General features: G+C 61.7%; 15 protein-coding genes. 8 read left to right on the forward strand and 7 right to left on the reverse strand.

Features of this window, described 5'->3' with window-relative positions; translation table 11 throughout:
- Positions 1–221: 221 nt before the first annotated feature.
- Positions 222–2,636, reverse strand: a complete 2,415-nt coding sequence (locus tag F7R20_RS09560) for a glucose/quinate/shikimate family membrane-bound PQQ-dependent dehydrogenase (RefSeq protein ID WP_003205226.1) — start codon at positions 2,634–2,636, stop codon at positions 222–224.
- A gap of 498 nt (positions 2,637–3,134) precedes the next feature.
- Between F7R20_RS09560 and F7R20_RS09570 the strand changes: the two genes are divergently transcribed.
- Together F7R20_RS09570 and F7R20_RS09575 are read left to right on the forward strand one after the other, a co-directional pair.
- On the forward strand, positions 3,135–3,365 hold the full coding sequence (locus F7R20_RS09570) for a VF530 family protein (RefSeq protein ID WP_003205228.1): 231 nt from the start codon (positions 3,135–3,137) through the stop codon (positions 3,363–3,365).
- A 3-nt stretch (positions 3,366–3,368) separates the two neighbouring features.
- A complete protein-coding gene (locus F7R20_RS09575; protein ID WP_003205230.1) occupies positions 3,369–4,022 on the forward strand; it encodes a Pr6Pr family membrane protein in 654 nt (217 codons plus the stop codon).
- A gap of 162 nt (positions 4,023–4,184) precedes the next feature.
- Here F7R20_RS09575 and F7R20_RS09580 read toward each other — a convergent pair whose 3' ends face one another.
- From F7R20_RS09580 to F7R20_RS09590, 3 genes are read right to left on the reverse strand one after another with little or no spacing between them, the layout of a single operon-like run.
- Complete coding sequence (locus F7R20_RS09580; protein ID WP_003205232.1) at positions 4,185–4,394, reverse strand: DUF1289 domain-containing protein; 210 nt, start codon at positions 4,392–4,394, stop codon at positions 4,185–4,187.
- Entirely contained in the window at positions 4,391–4,915 is a 525-nt protein-coding gene (locus F7R20_RS09585; protein ID WP_003205234.1) for a gamma carbonic anhydrase family protein, read from the reverse strand. Before F7R20_RS09585 ends, F7R20_RS09580 begins: the two co-directional genes overlap by 4 nt.
- Positions 4,916–4,931: 16 nt before the next feature.
- Positions 4,932–5,531: a CoA pyrophosphatase gene (locus tag F7R20_RS09590; protein WP_003205236.1), complete on the reverse strand. Its 600-nt coding sequence runs from the start codon at positions 5,529–5,531 to the stop codon at positions 4,932–4,934.
- 145 nt (positions 5,532–5,676) lie between these two features.
- Between F7R20_RS09590 and F7R20_RS09595 the strand changes: the two genes are divergently transcribed.
- Both F7R20_RS09595 and F7R20_RS09600 read left to right on the forward strand, forming a co-directional pair.
- Positions 5,677–6,228 (forward strand): NUDIX hydrolase, encoded by a 552-nt coding sequence (locus tag F7R20_RS09595; protein WP_003205238.1) that lies wholly within the window; start codon positions 5,677–5,679, stop codon positions 6,226–6,228.
- 41 nt (positions 6,229–6,269) lie between these two features.
- Positions 6,270–6,776 carry a L,D-transpeptidase family protein gene (locus tag F7R20_RS09600; RefSeq protein WP_003205240.1) on the forward strand — a complete coding sequence of 169 codons (507 nt, stop codon included), beginning with the start codon at positions 6,270–6,272 and terminating at the stop codon, positions 6,774–6,776.
- Between the two features lie 201 nt (positions 6,777–6,977).
- Here F7R20_RS09600 and F7R20_RS09605 read toward each other — a convergent pair whose 3' ends face one another.
- The 3 genes from F7R20_RS09605 to F7R20_RS09615 all read right to left on the reverse strand — a co-directional run bounded on the left by F7R20_RS09605 (position 6,978) and on the right by F7R20_RS09615 (position 8,652).
- Positions 6,978–7,334: a DUF6124 family protein gene (locus tag F7R20_RS09605; protein ID WP_003205242.1), complete on the reverse strand. Its 357-nt coding sequence runs from the start codon at positions 7,332–7,334 to the stop codon at positions 6,978–6,980.
- A 243-nt stretch (positions 7,335–7,577) separates the two neighbouring features.
- Positions 7,578–8,030: a hypothetical protein gene (locus F7R20_RS09610; RefSeq protein ID WP_027911406.1), complete on the reverse strand. Its 453-nt coding sequence runs from the start codon at positions 8,028–8,030 to the stop codon at positions 7,578–7,580.
- Complete coding sequence (locus F7R20_RS09615; protein ID WP_027911407.1) at positions 8,014–8,652, reverse strand: DUF6036 family nucleotidyltransferase; 639 nt, start codon at positions 8,650–8,652, stop codon at positions 8,014–8,016. The genes F7R20_RS09610 and F7R20_RS09615 overlap by 17 nt, the downstream gene beginning before the upstream one ends.
- A gap of 551 nt (positions 8,653–9,203) precedes the next feature.
- Between F7R20_RS09615 and F7R20_RS09620 the strand changes: the two genes are divergently transcribed.
- The 4 genes from F7R20_RS09620 to ptsP are packed head-to-tail and all read left to right on the forward strand — an operon-like array spanning position 9,204 to position 14,627.
- Positions 9,204–9,935 carry a GntR family transcriptional regulator gene (locus F7R20_RS09620; RefSeq protein WP_003205245.1) on the forward strand — a complete coding sequence of 244 codons (732 nt, stop codon included), beginning with the start codon at positions 9,204–9,206 and terminating at the stop codon, positions 9,933–9,935.
- 17 nt (positions 9,936–9,952) lie between these two features.
- Positions 9,953–11,059 (forward strand): N-acetylglucosamine-6-phosphate deacetylase, encoded by a 1,107-nt coding sequence (gene nagA, locus F7R20_RS09625; RefSeq protein WP_003205247.1) that lies wholly within the window; start codon positions 9,953–9,955, stop codon positions 11,057–11,059.
- A complete protein-coding gene (locus tag F7R20_RS09630; RefSeq protein WP_003205249.1) occupies positions 11,040–12,062 on the forward strand; it encodes an SIS domain-containing protein in 1,023 nt (340 codons plus the stop codon). The genes nagA and F7R20_RS09630 overlap by 20 nt, the downstream gene beginning before the upstream one ends.
- Before the next feature lie 51 nt (positions 12,063–12,113).
- Entirely contained in the window at positions 12,114–14,627 is a 2,514-nt protein-coding gene (ptsP, locus tag F7R20_RS09635; RefSeq protein WP_003205250.1) for a phosphoenolpyruvate--protein phosphotransferase, read from the forward strand.
- The last annotated feature ends 23 nt before the right edge of the window (positions 14,628–14,650 follow it).

The raw sequence follows: 14,650 nt of genomic DNA on the forward strand, positions 1-14,650 counted from the left end.
AGCTTTGCTCCCACAGTTAACTGGGAGACATCGATAATAAAAAAAGGCGATACCCGCAAAGGTATCGCCTTTTTCATAAGCGCCTGTTTTATCCCAGATCGTTCCCACGCTCCTGCGTGGGAACGCCGCCAGGGACGCTCCGCGTTCCGCTTGTGGAGAGGATGACGCAGAGCGTCACCGGATGCATTCCCACGCAGGAGCGTGGGAACGATCACTCCCGCTTAATCCGGCAGTTTGTAGGCGATCACATAATCGCCCTGCTTGGTGCCCAGGGAACCGTGGCCACCGGCAACAACCAGCACATATTGCTTGCCGTCCTTGCCGGTGTAGGTCATCGGCGTGGTCTGGGCGCCGGCTGGCAGGCGGCCTTCCCACAGTTGCTTGCCGTTTTTCACGTCATAGGCACGCAGGTACTGGTCGAGGGTGCCGCTCAGGAACGCCAGGCCGCTGGCGGTGGTGAACGTGCCACCCAGGCTCGGAACGCCCATGCTCAGCGGGATCGGTACCGGCGAGCTGTCACGCACGGTGCCGTTCTTGTGCTTCCACAGGGTTTTGTTGTTGGTCAGGTCCACGGCCGCGACATAACCCCATGCAGGCGCCTGGCAAGGCAGGCCCATTGGCGAGAGCAGCGCTTCGAGGATCACACCATATGGCGCGCCCTTGTTCGGCTGCACGCCTTCGGTTTCGCTCTTGCGCCCCGGGCCACCAGCCACTTCGGCCGCCGGCACCAGTTTCGACTTGAACGCCATGTAGCTCGGGTTGACGAAGGCGATCTGGCGCACCGGGTCCACCGAAATGCCACCCCAGTCGAACACGCCGAAGTTACCCGGGTAAACGATCGAGCCTTGCAGCGATGGCGGCGTGTACATGCCGTCATAGCGCAGCGACTTGAAGTCGATCCGGCAGAGCATCTGGTCGAACGGGGTCACGCCCCACATGTCGCGTTCCTTGAGGACCGGCGGCACGAAGTTCAGGTCGGACATCGGTTGGGTCGGCGAGGTGTGGTCACCTTCCACCGCGCCTTGGGGCACCGGGATTTCCTTGATCGGGATGATCGGCTGGCCATTGCTGCGGTCCAGCACGTAGATGCTGCCCTGCTTGGTGGAAGCCAGTACAGCCGGTTTCACACCATCGGCGGTCTTCATGTCCATCAGGGTCGGTTGACCGCCGACGTCCATGTCCCACAGGTCATGGTGAGTGAACTGGAAGTACCAGCGCACCTTGCCGGTGGCGATGTCCAGGGCGGTCAGACCGGCGGAATATTTTTCCGACTCCGGCGTGCGCAGGCCACCGAACTGGTCGGGAGTCTGGTTGCCCATCGGCAGGTAGAGCATGCCGAGTTTTTCATCGACGCTGAACATGGACCACATGTTCGGCGAGTTGCGGGTGTAGGTCTGGCCTTCGGCAATCGGTGTGGTGTCGTCCGGCTTGCCACTGTCCCAGTTCCACACCAGCTTGCCGGTGTGCACGTCGTAGGCACGGATGACGCCGCTAGGCTCGTCGGTGGAGACGTTATCGGTGACGTGGCCGCCGATCACCACCAGGTTCTGGGTAACCGCCGGTGGCGACGTGGAGTAGTAACCGCCGGCCGTGAAACCGCCGATGTTGGCGGTCAGGTCGACCTGGCCCTTGTCGCCGAAGTCTTCGCACATCTTGCCGGTGTCGGCGTTGAGGGCGATCAGACGGGTGTCGGCGGTCGGCAGGAAGATCCGCCGTGGGCAGACGGTGCTGGCCGGCGTGGAGCTGGCGGCACCCGTCGGGCTCTGCTCGGCAGAGGCGTACGCGGCGTCATCGTGATAGGTCACGCCACGGCAGGTCATGTGGGCCCAACCCTTGAAGTTTTCCGCTTTTTGCGTGGAAAGCTTCGGATCGAAACGCCAGATTTCCTTGCCGGTGTCAGGCTCCAGGGCGATCACCTGGCTGTGAGGCGTGCACACGTAGAGCATGCCGTTGGCCTTCAGCGGGGTGTTTTCGGCAGTGGTTTCACCCGGGTCGTTCGGCCCTGGCAGGTCGCCGGTGCGATAGGTCCAGGCCGGCACCAGTTTGCTGACGTTCTCGGGGGTGATCTGTGCCAGCGGCGAATAGCGGTCGCCATGGGCACTGCGCCCGTAGGAGTTCCAGTCGCCGTCCGGCATGGCCGGTGCGGTGTTGGCCATGCCCGGCACGCTGTCGCGGTCCAGTTGGCCCTTGATCTCACCCGGGTTGGTGAACTGGCTGGCGAGCGCGGCGATACCGGCGATGACCACGGCGGCGCCCAATGCGCGGGTGCCCATGGCCGAGGCTTCGGCGGTCAACAGCGGGCGGCGGAACCACGGCAGCAACATGACGATGCCCAGGGCAAACAGCATTGCCAGGCGCGGCACCAGTTGCCACCAGTCCAGGCCCACTTCCCACAACGCCCACACGGTGCTGGCGAACAGCACCAGCGCGTACAGGCCCAGGGCCGCGCGACGGGCCATGATCAGCAACACGCCGGTCAGCGCCAGGCCGATACCGGCCAACAGGTAATACAACGAGCCGCCAAGCGTGCTCAGCTTGACTCCCCCGGCCAACAGGACCAGGCCCATCAATAGAAGCAGAATGCCGAGCAAACTCGGTAGCAGACGGCTTCGACTCAAAGCACCCTCAGTGCTCATAGTGTGTTTCTCCGTGACGTTTTAAGGAGTCCCGCGCAAGTAGTCACTGTAGATGACGATCTTGCGGGGGCATGGTTCAGTTGAAAAAAGGCAAATTCGGTTGCCGCGATCCCTTGTGGGAGCGAGCTTGCTCGCGATGGCGGCGTGTCAGTTGGCTTCAAGGTTGAATGTGCAATCGTTATCGCGAGCAAGCTCGATCCCACAGGAACTCGCCGAGACAGCGCTGTCTTTCAGCGTCTGGACACTGGGCGTTTTTTAATCTTTCAGCAGGATCGAGCTGGACGCAGAGGCTTCGGCACGCCAGAAGAAGCGTTTCAGCAGGCGGCGCAAGGATAATGTCCCGTTCTCAATAGAGAAAGGGCTTTTGTTGACATGAATCATCTCGGATTCGGTAACAGTGCGCCTGGCGCTGGGCGGCCATGATGAAGGCTATGCTTCCACCCTAAGGGCACCTCGGCTAAGGTGCGCGGTTTTACACCTTTAGCGCGAAGGCCTCCCATGACCGAACCCAACAACAATCCACTGCACGGCGTGACGCTGGAGCAGATCCTCAACGCCCTCGTGCAGCACTATGAATGGTCGGGCCTGGCCGAACGCATCGACATCCGTTGCTTCAAGAGCGACCCGAGCATCAAGTCGAGCCTGACCTTCCTGCGCAAGACGCCATGGGCGCGGGAGAAAGTCGAGCGCCTGTACATCAAGTTGATGCGCACCAAGCGGCCGGTCTGAGTCGTGGGGAGTAATCAGGGTCGTCACCTCACGCTGCGACAGCGTTTTGTCTGCGTGACGGCACTGCTGGGCTGGGTGGGATTGAGCATCCAGCTGTATCTGATCCTGCTTGGTCGCTGGAAACTGGACGCGAGCCTGCTGGGCGGGCTGGTGAGTTTCTTCAGTTTCTTCACGGTCCTGACCAACACCCTGGTGGCCGTGGTGCTGACCTGGGAACTGACCGCTCGCGAGTCGGCGGCCCGGCGCTGGTTCCTGCTGCCCAGCGTGCGCAGCGGCGTCGCAGTGAGCATCGCCCTGGTCAGCCTGGCCTACAACCTGCTGCTGCGCCACCTCTGGCAACCCGAAGGCTGGCAGTTCGTGGCCGACGAACTACTGCACGACGTGGTGCCCTTGCTGCACATCGCCTATTGGTGGCTGTGGGTACCCAAAGGCACATTGCGCCTGGGCCACATCGGGCTGTGGGTGATCTACCCCTTGGTGTATTTCGCCTATGTCCTGCTGCGCGGGGATCTATTGGCGGCTTACCCCTACCCTTTCATCGATGTGGCGAACCTGGGTTATCCACAGGTGTTCATCAATGCCGGGGGGATATTGCTGGGGTTTATCGCGATTGCGTTGGGGGTGGTGGGGTTGGATCGGTTGGCATCGTTGAAATAGAGGCCTGCAGAGCACATAGCAGTGTGAGTCAAACCTGTGGGAGCAAGGCTTGCCCGCGATGAAGATCACGCGGTTTACCTGAAGACCAGGGCGCCTGCATCGCGAGCAAGCTTTGCTCCCACAGATAGGTATCCCACAGGGGTTTGTGTTCCATATCCGGCATCAGCGCCTTGCTGGCAACATCCACACCAACCCACTGGCCTTGGCCCGCTCATGACACAGCGCCAACACACTGCGCCGCTCGTCGTTGTCCATCCGGCTCCAACGGGTGATCTCCGCCACGGTGCGCTGGCAACCGGTGCAGATGTCGTCATCGTCCAGCGCACAGATGTTCACGCAGGGCGAAGGCACCGGGCGTTCAGGGGCGCTCATGGTTCCTGCTCGACCAGGTCGCGGGCGTAGCGCTGGGCATTGTGCACATAGTGCGCCGCGCTGGCCTCGAGCATTTTTTTCTGGGCCTCGGTCAGTTCACGCACCACCTTGCCGGGCGAGCCCATCACCAGCGAACCGTCGGGAATTTCCTTGCCCTCGCCGATCAGCGAGTTGGCGCCGATGATGCAGTTCTTGCCGATCTTCGCGCCGTTGAGAATCACCGCGTTGATGCCGATGAGGCTGTAGTCGCCCACCGTACAGCCATGGAGCATGGCGTTGTGGCCGATGGTCACGCCGGTGCCGATGGTCAGCGGATAGCCCATGTCGGTGTGCATCACCGTGCCGTCCTGCACATTGCTGTTCTTGCCGATCAGGATCAGTTCGTTGTCACCGCGCAGCACGGCGTTGAACCAGACATTGGCGCCCTCTTCGAGGCGGACCTTGCCCACCAGCGTGGCGTTGGGCGCGACCCAGCTCTGTGGGTGGGTTTCGACACGGGCATCGCCCAGGCGGTATTTCATGAGAGTCCTCGGGGCGTCAGGTATTGATGAAACTCTTGGGCGGTTTATGCAGGTCGATCTCGGCGTCGTACAGCAGGTTGACCAACTCCACGACCATGATCGCCGTCAGGCCCCAGATCTTGAATTCGCCAAACCGATAGCTGGGCACGTACCAACTGCGGCCCTGGTAATCGATCCGGTGCGTGTGTTCGCGCGGATCCTTGCGGAAAAACTCCAGCGGTACGCTGAACACCGCAGCGATCTCGGCATCGTTGGCCTGGTATTCGACGTAGTCCGGAATCACTCCGACATAAGGCGTGACCTTGATGCCGTGCAGCGAGATCAGCGGGCTGAGGGGGCCGATCACTTCCACCAGGCCGGGCGGCAGGCCGATTTCTTCCTCGGCTTCGCGCAGGGCAGTGAAGATCAGGTCCGGGTCTTCCGGGTCGCGGCGCCCGCCGGGGAACGCCACCTCGCCGCCATGGGTCGAGAGCCCGCTGGCGCGCAGGGTCAGTACCAGCTCCGGTTCATCGCTGCGGGTAATCGGCACCAGCACCGCGGCTTCAGGGAAACGTTGGTCAGCCTGCAGATCGTGCGGGGTATGGTTGCTTACTCGATGCAGTAGCTCGTCCAGCATGAGACTTCTCGATTTATTCGCTACCTTGCATCATGCACCAATCGTTCAAGCGGCCCAACCCCCGCACCGCGTCGTGTCGCGAAAGGACAACTTGCCGACACCGGCCCGCGCCGCCAAGATAGGCGCAGCATTCAGGAATCCAAGCATGAAATTCTGCAGCCAGTGCGGTAACCCGGTGACCCAGCGCATACCCGAAGGCGACTCGCGCCTGCGTTTTGTCTGCGACGCCTGCCATACCATCCATTACCAGAACCCCAACATCGTGGCCGGTTGCGTACCGACCTGGGGCAGTAAAGTCCTGTTGTGCCGGCGCGCCATCGAGCCGCGGCGCGGTTACTGGACGCTGCCGGCGGGCTTCATGGAGAACGGCGAAACGGTCGAACAGGCCGCCGTACGCGAAACCGCCGAAGAAGCCTGCGCCCGGGTGCGAAATTTGAGCATCTATACGCTGATTGACGTACCGCATATCAGCCAGGTACATGTATTCTTCCGCGCCGAACTGGTGGATGAGGATTTCGCCGCCGGGCCCGAGAGCCTGGAGGTGAAGCTGTTCGAAGAAGCGGACATTCCCTGGGACGAACTGGCTTTCCGCACAGTGGGCCGTACCCTGGAATATTTCTACGCGGACCGCCGGGCCGAAGATTACCCTGTGCGGTCCGAATCGATCCCACCGCTGGCTCAGCCTGCCAATACATAAAAAACCAATATAGCCACAACACCTCTAGGGATATCGTTTCAATGCGCTGGTTGCTTGTCTTGTTCTGCTTGTCGTTCACTGCGATGTCCCAGGCCTCTGCGGTGGGAACCTACAACGGCAAGGTCATCGAAAAAGTGCTGGTGCTCAAGTCCGCCCATCAATTGCAATTGATCAACGACGGCAAGCCGCTCAAGACCTATCGCATCTCACTGGGCAGGGGCGCCAAAAAAGGCCCCAAGCTGATCGAGGGCGACAAGCGCACCCCTGAAGGTTTCTACTGGATCGACTGGCGCAAGACCAGCGAGAACTACTACCTGTCGATGCATATTTCCTACCCCAACATCAGCGACGCCGCCCGCGCCCGCCGCGAAGGCGTTGAGCCGGGGGGCATGATCATGATCCACGGCACGCCTGATTCGGAAGAGAACCCTGAGCAGTTGTTCCATACGCTGGACTGGACCGACGGCTGCATCGCCATGCGCAATGTGGACATGCGCGAGGTCTGGAACCTGGTGCCGGATGGCACGATGATCGAAATCCGGCCGTAGCGCCTCCCCCTCCTGCGGCAGGAGCTTCTTGTGGCGAGGGAGTCCCCGCTGGGCTGCGCCTGTAGGAGCTGTCGAGTGCAACGAGGCTGCGATCTTGCCCCAGGCACTTGAGTCTCAAGCGAAAGATCAAAAGATCGCAGGCTTCGCCAGCTCCTACAGAGCCCCGCGCGAGATTGCTCCCTCACCACAGGTTACGTGGCATCAAGTCCGAAGCTCTACCCGGTCCAAGGCCTTGTTTGCCAACAACGTTCCCAGATCGATCATCTGCGCCACACCCAACGCCACATGCCGCCGCGAACCGTCCAAGTCAAACAGGAGGTCGCTAAGCACCGCATTGGCCGAGGCCAGGGTTTCGCTGAGGTTGGCTAGTAAGGTTTCGGTGTCAACGTTGTCCGATACGCTGAACAACTGCACCGAGGGTTGGGGGTCTGGTTCGCTGCCGTCGGGTTTGAGGTAATGGTCCATCGCGCGGTCGGCGGCTTCTTTCAGCTTGTCGGGGGCGTAGTCGCCGTAGGGGAAGGTGGAGGCGGGTTTTGGCATGTCAGAATTATTTTTCAATTGAAGCTCCTTTAAATTAATGGAGCCCAGGACAAAACGTCCGGGCCTGTTGCCCCTTGATTTTTTTCGGACGGTCAAACCCGGTCGCTGAATTGGCAGCGACACCCAAAGGCTAGAGCCCTTGCTTCCGAGGGACAACCTTAAAAACATGTCGGAAACTTCGGTCCGTCTGACAGACCAAGGAGTGATCATTCACACAACAAAAAACCGGCCGAAGCCGGTTTTCGAGGATGGCATTTGGGCTTACACAAACGCTGCGCGCTGCTCAGCCTCATAATGCCGGGTCTGGAAAGGCAAGAGGGTTTGCACCTTCAAGCCAAGACCTTCATTCAATCCCCAAGAGAGAGCGAGTTCATCACGGCGTTTGCGAAGCGCAACAGCGGTTTGTGAGGTTATGGCTTGCTTGGGTGTCGAGCGTAAAAATAGCTCAAGGGCTTTGAAGACTTCCAACGCACGGCTGTCCGTGACACACGAAAATCGGGTGAGCCGTTCGAGCAAATAGCCTGCACGACGCAACTCGACCTCATCCGTGTGTTGGCTCAGAAAAGCTTGAGCTGCGCTTATCAAGTCCGAGTTGGAATACCAGACAGCCTTGGCCGCGCTCACGAGTGCAGCATCATCTGCATGATCCAACGGGCTTTTGACCAATGTGTCCAGAGCGGCTGAGAGGACGTGGCGGTTAGCAGGCTTCGCCATCTGTATTCTCCAAATAATCTTGCAAAATTTGAGTAAGAACAGAAATTGGAGGCTCTTTGTTGCCAACATATACATCAATTGCCTGCAATGCCAGTCGACGCAGCTCAGTGGTCAATATGAAGCCGGCCCTTAGGAGCGCCATGATGTCGCCAATATCCTGATCCGTTGCTCTGCCCAACTTTGAAATCGCAATATCTACAGGGGCAGCAACGTGAACGTGTAGAGGAGACTCTACCGGGAACTCTTCAAGAGGGAGGCTTCGAGCCCAATAGTCCTCGTGAATCGGACCAAAGCTGGTGTTGTATTGGAGGTCGTAGTTGAGTTCCATCAATCGGCCGGACTTTTCGTCGACAAATTGCTCAGGCACTTCCGCAAGTAACGTTCGAAGATGAAAGCCTTCTGGAAGGCTAGCCTCATAAATTTCGGCGTCAACGTCCGTGGAGACACGATGGTTTGTATAAAGGTGCACTGCACACCCACCAAAAACGATGACTTTGACCACCCCAGGCACTGCATTCTCAGAAGTCAGCTCCGCTTCGACGGACTTGAACATTGAAACCAAAGCCTGTCCCAGCGCGGTACTTGTATTGAGGCGGGGGGCGATCGTATCCGGCATTTCCATGTTTGAACCTCAGAGGCTGATGTTGCTCCTTGAAACTGGGATCTGCCACTTGGCCTTGCCAAAGACCAGTGAGCGATCCCTGCGTTTGGAGATGTAGGCCCCGAAAACTAGAGCCCCCGTTTCTGAGGGACAACCTTAAAAACATGTCGGAAACTTCAGGGCGTCTGACAGATCAGCCATCTGATCGGGGATGTTTCGCACAAATTTCAGATAGGCTTTTTTTGGATTGAATTGGGTACATATCCATTGCTGCGGTAACGGATATTCACACCGACCAAATAAACAACCCACCACCGGCCACCACGAAAATAAACATCAAATTTCAAAACCCGCCCTCCATGCATACCACTGACCTCTAATCCCCCCAACCCAACGCAGTAACCCCACGATCTATCCACACCACCCTAATACCACTTAAAGCTAGCCACCTTTAAGCCCCCCAGAAAATCTAGACAACCCGCCAAAAGCAGCGTTGACATGGTATTCAAGTGGTATTAGCTTCGATCCCCATCACCGAGCGAAAACTCCTACAACCGCATCGGACACACCACATGAACGACATCCTGGCCCTGCGCCCCGACGACACCCAACCCACCCCGCTCTACCTGCAACTGGCCCGCAACCTGGAGGCCGCTATCCACGCCGGCCAGTGGAAAGCCGAGCAAGCAATGCCCTCCGAACGCAGCTTGAGCGAGCAACTGGGCATTTCCCGGGTCACCGCCCGCAAAGCGCTGGAAGTGCTGTTCGAACAAGGCCTGATCCGCCGCAACCAAGGCTCGGGAACGTTCATCACCCCGCGCCTCGAACAACCGCTCTCGCGCCTCAGCGGGTTCAGCGAAATGCTCCGGCTCAAAGGCTTCGTGCCCGGCTCCCAGTGGCTGGAGCGGGAAATTACCCCGCCAACCCACGAAGAACTGATTCGCCTGGGCCTGTCACCCACTGACAAAGTCGCCCGGCTCAAACGGCTGCGCAAGGCCGACAACACGGTCATGGCCATCGAGATGAGCACCCTGCCCGCATCAATCATTCCCAAGCCACAGGCGGTGGGCGATTCGCTTTATGAATTCCTCGATGGCATCGGCAAACCGGTGGTGCGCGCCCTGCAACACATCCAGGCCATCAACGCCTCGGACGAGTTCGCCGCCCTGGTGGGCATTGCCCCCGGCACCGCAATGCTACTGATGACCCGGGTCGGCTACCTGGAAGACAACACGCCCATCGAAGTCACCGACACCTATTGCCGCAACGACTACTACGACTTTGTCGCAGAGCTGCGGCGCTAGACGACCAGAGAATCCCAATGTCCGAAGACAACATCCTCACCGCCAACGGCTGGATACGCGGCCGCCTGGTCCACGAACACGGCAAGGTCGTGTCCGTCGAAGGCCAGCCCTGCGACCCGGCGAGCAACGACCTGCCCTACCTGCTGCCCGGCTTCATCGACCTGCATGTGCACGGCGGCGGCGGCAAAGACATCATGGAAGGCGCGCCAGCGTTCGAAACCATTGCCCGCACCCACGTGCGCTTCGGCACCACGGCGCTGCTCGCCACCACCATGACCGCGCCGAGCGAAGAAATCGCCAGCGTACTCAAGGCCCTCGGTGAGTTCTGCGAACAGCGGCCCAGCGGCAGCGCACGCGTGCTGGGGGTGCATTTGGAAGGCCCCTATATCAACCCCGGCAAACTCGGTGCCCAACCGAATTTCGCCCACACCGCGTTGATGGCCGAAGTGGAGGCCTACCTGGCCCTGGCACCGATCCGGGTGATTACCATCGCACCGGAAATCGCCGGGCACGACGCCTTGATTCGCGCGCTCAGCGCCCGGGGCGTGCGCATGCAGATCGGCCATACCCTGGGCAGTTACGAAGAAGGCGTCGCGGCACTGGCGGCCGGGGCCAGCAGTTTCACCCATTTGTACAACGCCATGAGCCCGTTGCATCACCGCGAACCGGGCATCGTCGGCGCGGCTCTGGCCCATGCCCGATATGCCGAGTTGATTCCCGATTTGCTGCACGTGCACCCCGGTGCCATGCGCGTGGCCTTGCGTGCGATCCCGTGCCTGTATTGCGTCACCGACTCCACCGCCGCCGCCGGAATGCCCGACGGCGAATACAAGCTGGGCAGCCACACCGTGACCAAATGCCTCGGCGGTGTGCGCCTGGCCGACGGCACGCTGGCCGGCAGCACCCTGACCATGGACCAGGCCCTGCGCAACCTGGTGAAGATCGGCCTGCCCCTCGCCGAAGCCTCGCAACGCCTGTCGCAATTCCCCGCCGACTACCTCGGCCTGCCCGAGCGCGGACGCCTGCAACCCGGCGCCTGGGCTGACTGTGTGCGCCTTGATCGTGCCCTGAACCTGATCGACGTGATGGTCGAAGGAGAAGCCATTGACTTCCAAAATGCTTGAAGAGGCCCTGGCCTCGTCCGCCGCCGTCGAGCGCCAATTGCGGCTATTGGACCCCGCCCTGCAGGAAATTGCCGGGCGTCTGCGCCGCCAACCGCCGCAAGTGGCGATGACCGTGGCCCGTGGCAGCTCCGACCACGCCGCCAGCTACTTTGCCTACCTGACCATGCAACAACTGGGGTTGCCGGTGGCGTCGCTGCCGATGTCGGTGGTGACCATGCAGCAGGCGCCGCTGAAGGTCAGCGGCCAGGTGGCGTTCGCATTCTCCCAATCGGGGCAAAGCCCGGACCTGGTGAACAGCCTGCGCCTGTTGCGCAAGCGCGGCGCGTTGAGTGTGGCGATGGTCAACGCAGAGGACTCTCCGCTGGAGGCGGCCTGTGAATTCAGCGTGCCCTTGTGCGCCGGCATCGAAAGCAGTGTCGCCGCGACCAAGAGTTTCATCGCCACTCTCAGCGCCAGCGCGCGTCTGGTGGCCCATTGGAAAGACGATGCAGAATTGCTCGAAGCCGGCACCGCGCTGCCCGAAGGCCTGCGCGATGCCGCGAGCCAGGATTGGAGCGCCGCCGTCGAGGCCCTGCGTGACGGCCAGCGCTTGATGGTCATCGGCCGTGGCGCCGGGTTCGCCATCGCCCAGGAAGCCGCGCTCAAATTCAAGGAAACCTCAGCGATCCAGGCCGAAGCCTTCAGCAGCGCCGAGGTCCGCCACGGGCCGATGGCACTGATCGATGCAGATTACCCGCTGTTGGTGTTCGCCCCGCGCGGCGCCGAGCAGGCTGGTGTGTTGAGCCTGGCCGCCGACATGCGCCAACGCGGCGCCCGGGTGCTACTGGCCGCGCCCGATGACATCGCCGAGCGCAACCTGACGCTGTCCCGTGCCGAACACCCGGCCCTGGACCCGATCCTGGCGATCCAGAGCTTTTACCGCATGGCCGCCAGCCTGGCTGAGGCCCGAGGCCTGGACCCGGACCAGCCACGGCACTTGAGCAAGGTCACCCGGACCCACTGAACCGACAATCCTTTAACGCAAGGTCAACGAAATTACAAAGAGAGCGAGCCCATGCCCAACAACAATAAAGAGCTGACCCTCAGCGCCCCGCTCAGCGGGCCGGTGCTCACCCTCGCCAACGTCCCGGACGCGGTGTTCGCCAGCGGCGCCATGGGCGACGGGATCGCCATCGATCCGCTGAACGACACCCTCTACGCCCCCTGTGACGGCGAGGTGATCCACGTCGCTCGCACCGGCCACGCCGTGACCCTGCGGGCCGACAACGGCGCCGAACTGCTGCTGCATCTGGGGCTGGACACTGTCGAATTGCAGGGCGACGGTTTTTCCATGCTGGTCAAGGAGGGCACGCGGGTCAGCAACGGCCAGGCGCTGCTGCGTTATGACCTGGACAGCGTGGCACAGCGCTGCAAAAGCCTGGTCAGCCTGCTGATCATCACCAATGGCGAGCACTTCCAGGCTCGGCCGATTACCCTCAAAGGGGTCAAGGTCGGCGAGCCGTTGCTGCACATCGTCAGCAAGACACCGGGTGAAACACGCGACGATGAAGCGGACGTCGGCATCGAAGTGTTCGGCCAGATCCGCATCGCTCATCGAGGCGGCCTGCACGCGCGGCCGGCCGCCTTGGTTCGCCAGACCGCCCAAGGCTTCAAGAGTCGCTCGCACCTGCACTTCAGCGGTCGATCGGCGTCCTGCGACAGTGTGATGGGCATGATGGGCCTGGCGATCACCGAACAGGCCGAAGTGCACGTCAGTTGCCGTGGCAGCGATGCCGAGGCGGCGTTGCAAGCGCTGCTGAAAACATTATCCACAGCCCTGGCCGAAGAGGCCCATGCCGAGGCACCGCCGGCCAAGGCGCCCAGCCGTAGCGCCGAAGACGGTGTGCTGCACGGCGTATGCGCCGCGCCCGGCCTGGTCAGTGGAGCGCTGGTCCACCTGGAAGGCATTCAGTTGCCCGAGGATGTCGGGGGTCACGACGTCGCAGAACAACGGCAACGGCTTCGCGATGCCTTGGCGCAGGTCAGTCGCGAGATCCAATTGACCCTGGAAAACGCCAAGGCCCGGCGCCACGTCGATGAGCAAGCGATCTTCAGCGCCCACTTGGCATTGTTGGAAGATCCGGTCCTGCTGGACGCCGCCGACCTGTCGATCGAACAAGGTTGCGCCGCGCCCCACGCTTGGAGCCGCTCCATCGACGAGCAGTGCCAAGTGCTGCGGCAACTGCAAAGCACGCTGCTGGCCGAGCGCGCCAATGATTTGCACGACTTGCGCCAGCGGGTCTTGCGGGTGCTGTTGGGGGAAGCCTGGCAATTCGACGTACCGGCGGGCGCCATTGTCGTCGCGCAGGAACTGACCCCATCGGACCTGTTGCAACTCAGCGCCCAAGGCGTGGCCGGTGTGTGCATGGCCGAGGGCGGCGCGACGTCCCACGTGGCGATCCTGGCCCGTGGCAAAGGCCTGCCCTGCCTGGTGGCATTGGGCGAGGCACTGCTTGCACAGGCACCGGGGCAATCGGTGGTGCTGGACGCCGACGGCGGCCGCCTCGAACTCACCCCAACCGCCGAGCGCCTGGCGCAGGTGCAGCAAGCACAGACCCGACGCACAGCCCTGCGCGCCCAGCAACAGACCCTCGCCCACACGCCGGCGCGAACCGTCGATGGGGTGGAGGTTGAAGTTGCCGCTAACGTCGCCTCCAGCGCCGAAGCCAGCCAGGCCTTTGCCAACGGCGCCGATGGCGTTGGCTTGCTGCGCACCGAGTTTCTCTTCGTCGACCGCCACACTGCCCCCGACGACGAAGAGCAACGCCAGGCCTATCAGGCCGTGCTCGATGCCATGGGCGACAGGCCAGTGATCATCCGCACCATCGACGTCGGTGGCGACAAACAATTGGATTACCTGCCGCTGCCGGCCGAAGCCAACCCGGTGCTCGGCCTGCGGGGCATTCGCCTGGCCCAGGTGCGCCCGGAACTGCTGGATCAGCAATTGCGAGCCCTGCTGCAGACTCGCCCACTGCACCGCTGCCGGATTTTGTTGCCGATGGTTACCGAGGTTGACGAACTGCTGCACATCCGCCAGCGTCTCGACGCCTTGGGTGCCGAACTCGGCCTGAGCGAACGCCCGCAACTGGGGGTGATGATCGAAGTACCAGCCGCCGCCCTGCTGGCCGAGCAACTGGCCGAGCACGCGGACTTCCTGTCCATTGGCACCAACGACCTGTCCCAGTACACCCTCGCCATGGACCGCGACCACGCCGGCCTCGCCGCCCGGGTCGATGCCTTGCACCCGGCGCTGTTGCGACTGATCGCCCAGACCTGCGCTGGCGCCGCCAAGCATGGGCGCTGGGTTGGCGTATGCGGGGCCTTGGCTTCCGATCCCCTGGCCACACCGGTGCTGATAGGCCTGGGCGTACGGGAGCTGTCGGTCAGCCCGCCGCAGGTCGGCGAAATCAAGGACCGCGTGCGTCACCTCGATGCCGCCCAGTGCCGCCGCGTCAGTACCGATTTGCTGAACCTGGCCAGTGCCGCCGCCGTGCGCCAGGCCTGCCATCAACACTGGCCCCTGGGCTGAGCCACGTCGGACAACAATAAAAG

Origin of the sequence: Pseudomonas brassicacearum subsp. brassicacearum, assembly GCF_008801605.1 — a bacterium.
GTDB classification, from domain to species: Bacteria; Pseudomonadota; Gammaproteobacteria; order Pseudomonadales; family Pseudomonadaceae; genus Aquipseudomonas; species Aquipseudomonas brassicacearum.

Bases quoted from the DNA above. Each gene is read 5' to 3' on its own strand.
- F7R20_RS09610 (WP_027911406.1), bottom strand. From the start codon at position 8,030: ATGGCGAAGCCTGCTAACCGCCACGTCCTCTCAGCCGCTCTGGACACA.
- F7R20_RS09585 (WP_003205234.1), bottom strand. From the start codon at position 4,915: ATGAAATACCGCCTGGGCGATGCCCGTGTCGAAACCCACCCACAGAGC.
- F7R20_RS09600 (WP_003205240.1), top strand. From the start codon at position 6,270: ATGCGCTGGTTGCTTGTCTTGTTCTGCTTGTCGTTCACTGCGATGTCC.
- F7R20_RS09620 (WP_003205245.1), top strand. From the start codon at position 9,204: ATGAACGACATCCTGGCCCTGCGCCCCGACGACACCCAACCCACCCCG.
- F7R20_RS09590 (WP_003205236.1), bottom strand. From the start codon at position 5,531: ATGCTGGACGAGCTACTGCATCGAGTAAGCAACCATACCCCGCACGAT.
- F7R20_RS09615 (WP_027911407.1), bottom strand. From the start codon at position 8,652: ATGGAAATGCCGGATACGATCGCCCCCCGCCTCAATACAAGTACCGCG.
- ptsP (WP_003205250.1), top strand. From the start codon at position 12,114: ATGCCCAACAACAATAAAGAGCTGACCCTCAGCGCCCCGCTCAGCGGG.
- F7R20_RS09580 (WP_003205232.1), bottom strand. From the start codon at position 4,394: ATGAGCGCCCCTGAACGCCCGGTGCCTTCGCCCTGCGTGAACATCTGT.
- F7R20_RS09570 (WP_003205228.1), top strand. From the start codon at position 3,135: ATGACCGAACCCAACAACAATCCACTGCACGGCGTGACGCTGGAGCAG.
- F7R20_RS09595 (WP_003205238.1), top strand. From the start codon at position 5,677: ATGAAATTCTGCAGCCAGTGCGGTAACCCGGTGACCCAGCGCATACCC.
- F7R20_RS09560 (WP_003205226.1), bottom strand. From the start codon at position 2,636: ATGAGCACTGAGGGTGCTTTGAGTCGAAGCCGTCTGCTACCGAGTTTG.
- nagA (WP_003205247.1), top strand. From the start codon at position 9,953: ATGTCCGAAGACAACATCCTCACCGCCAACGGCTGGATACGCGGCCGC.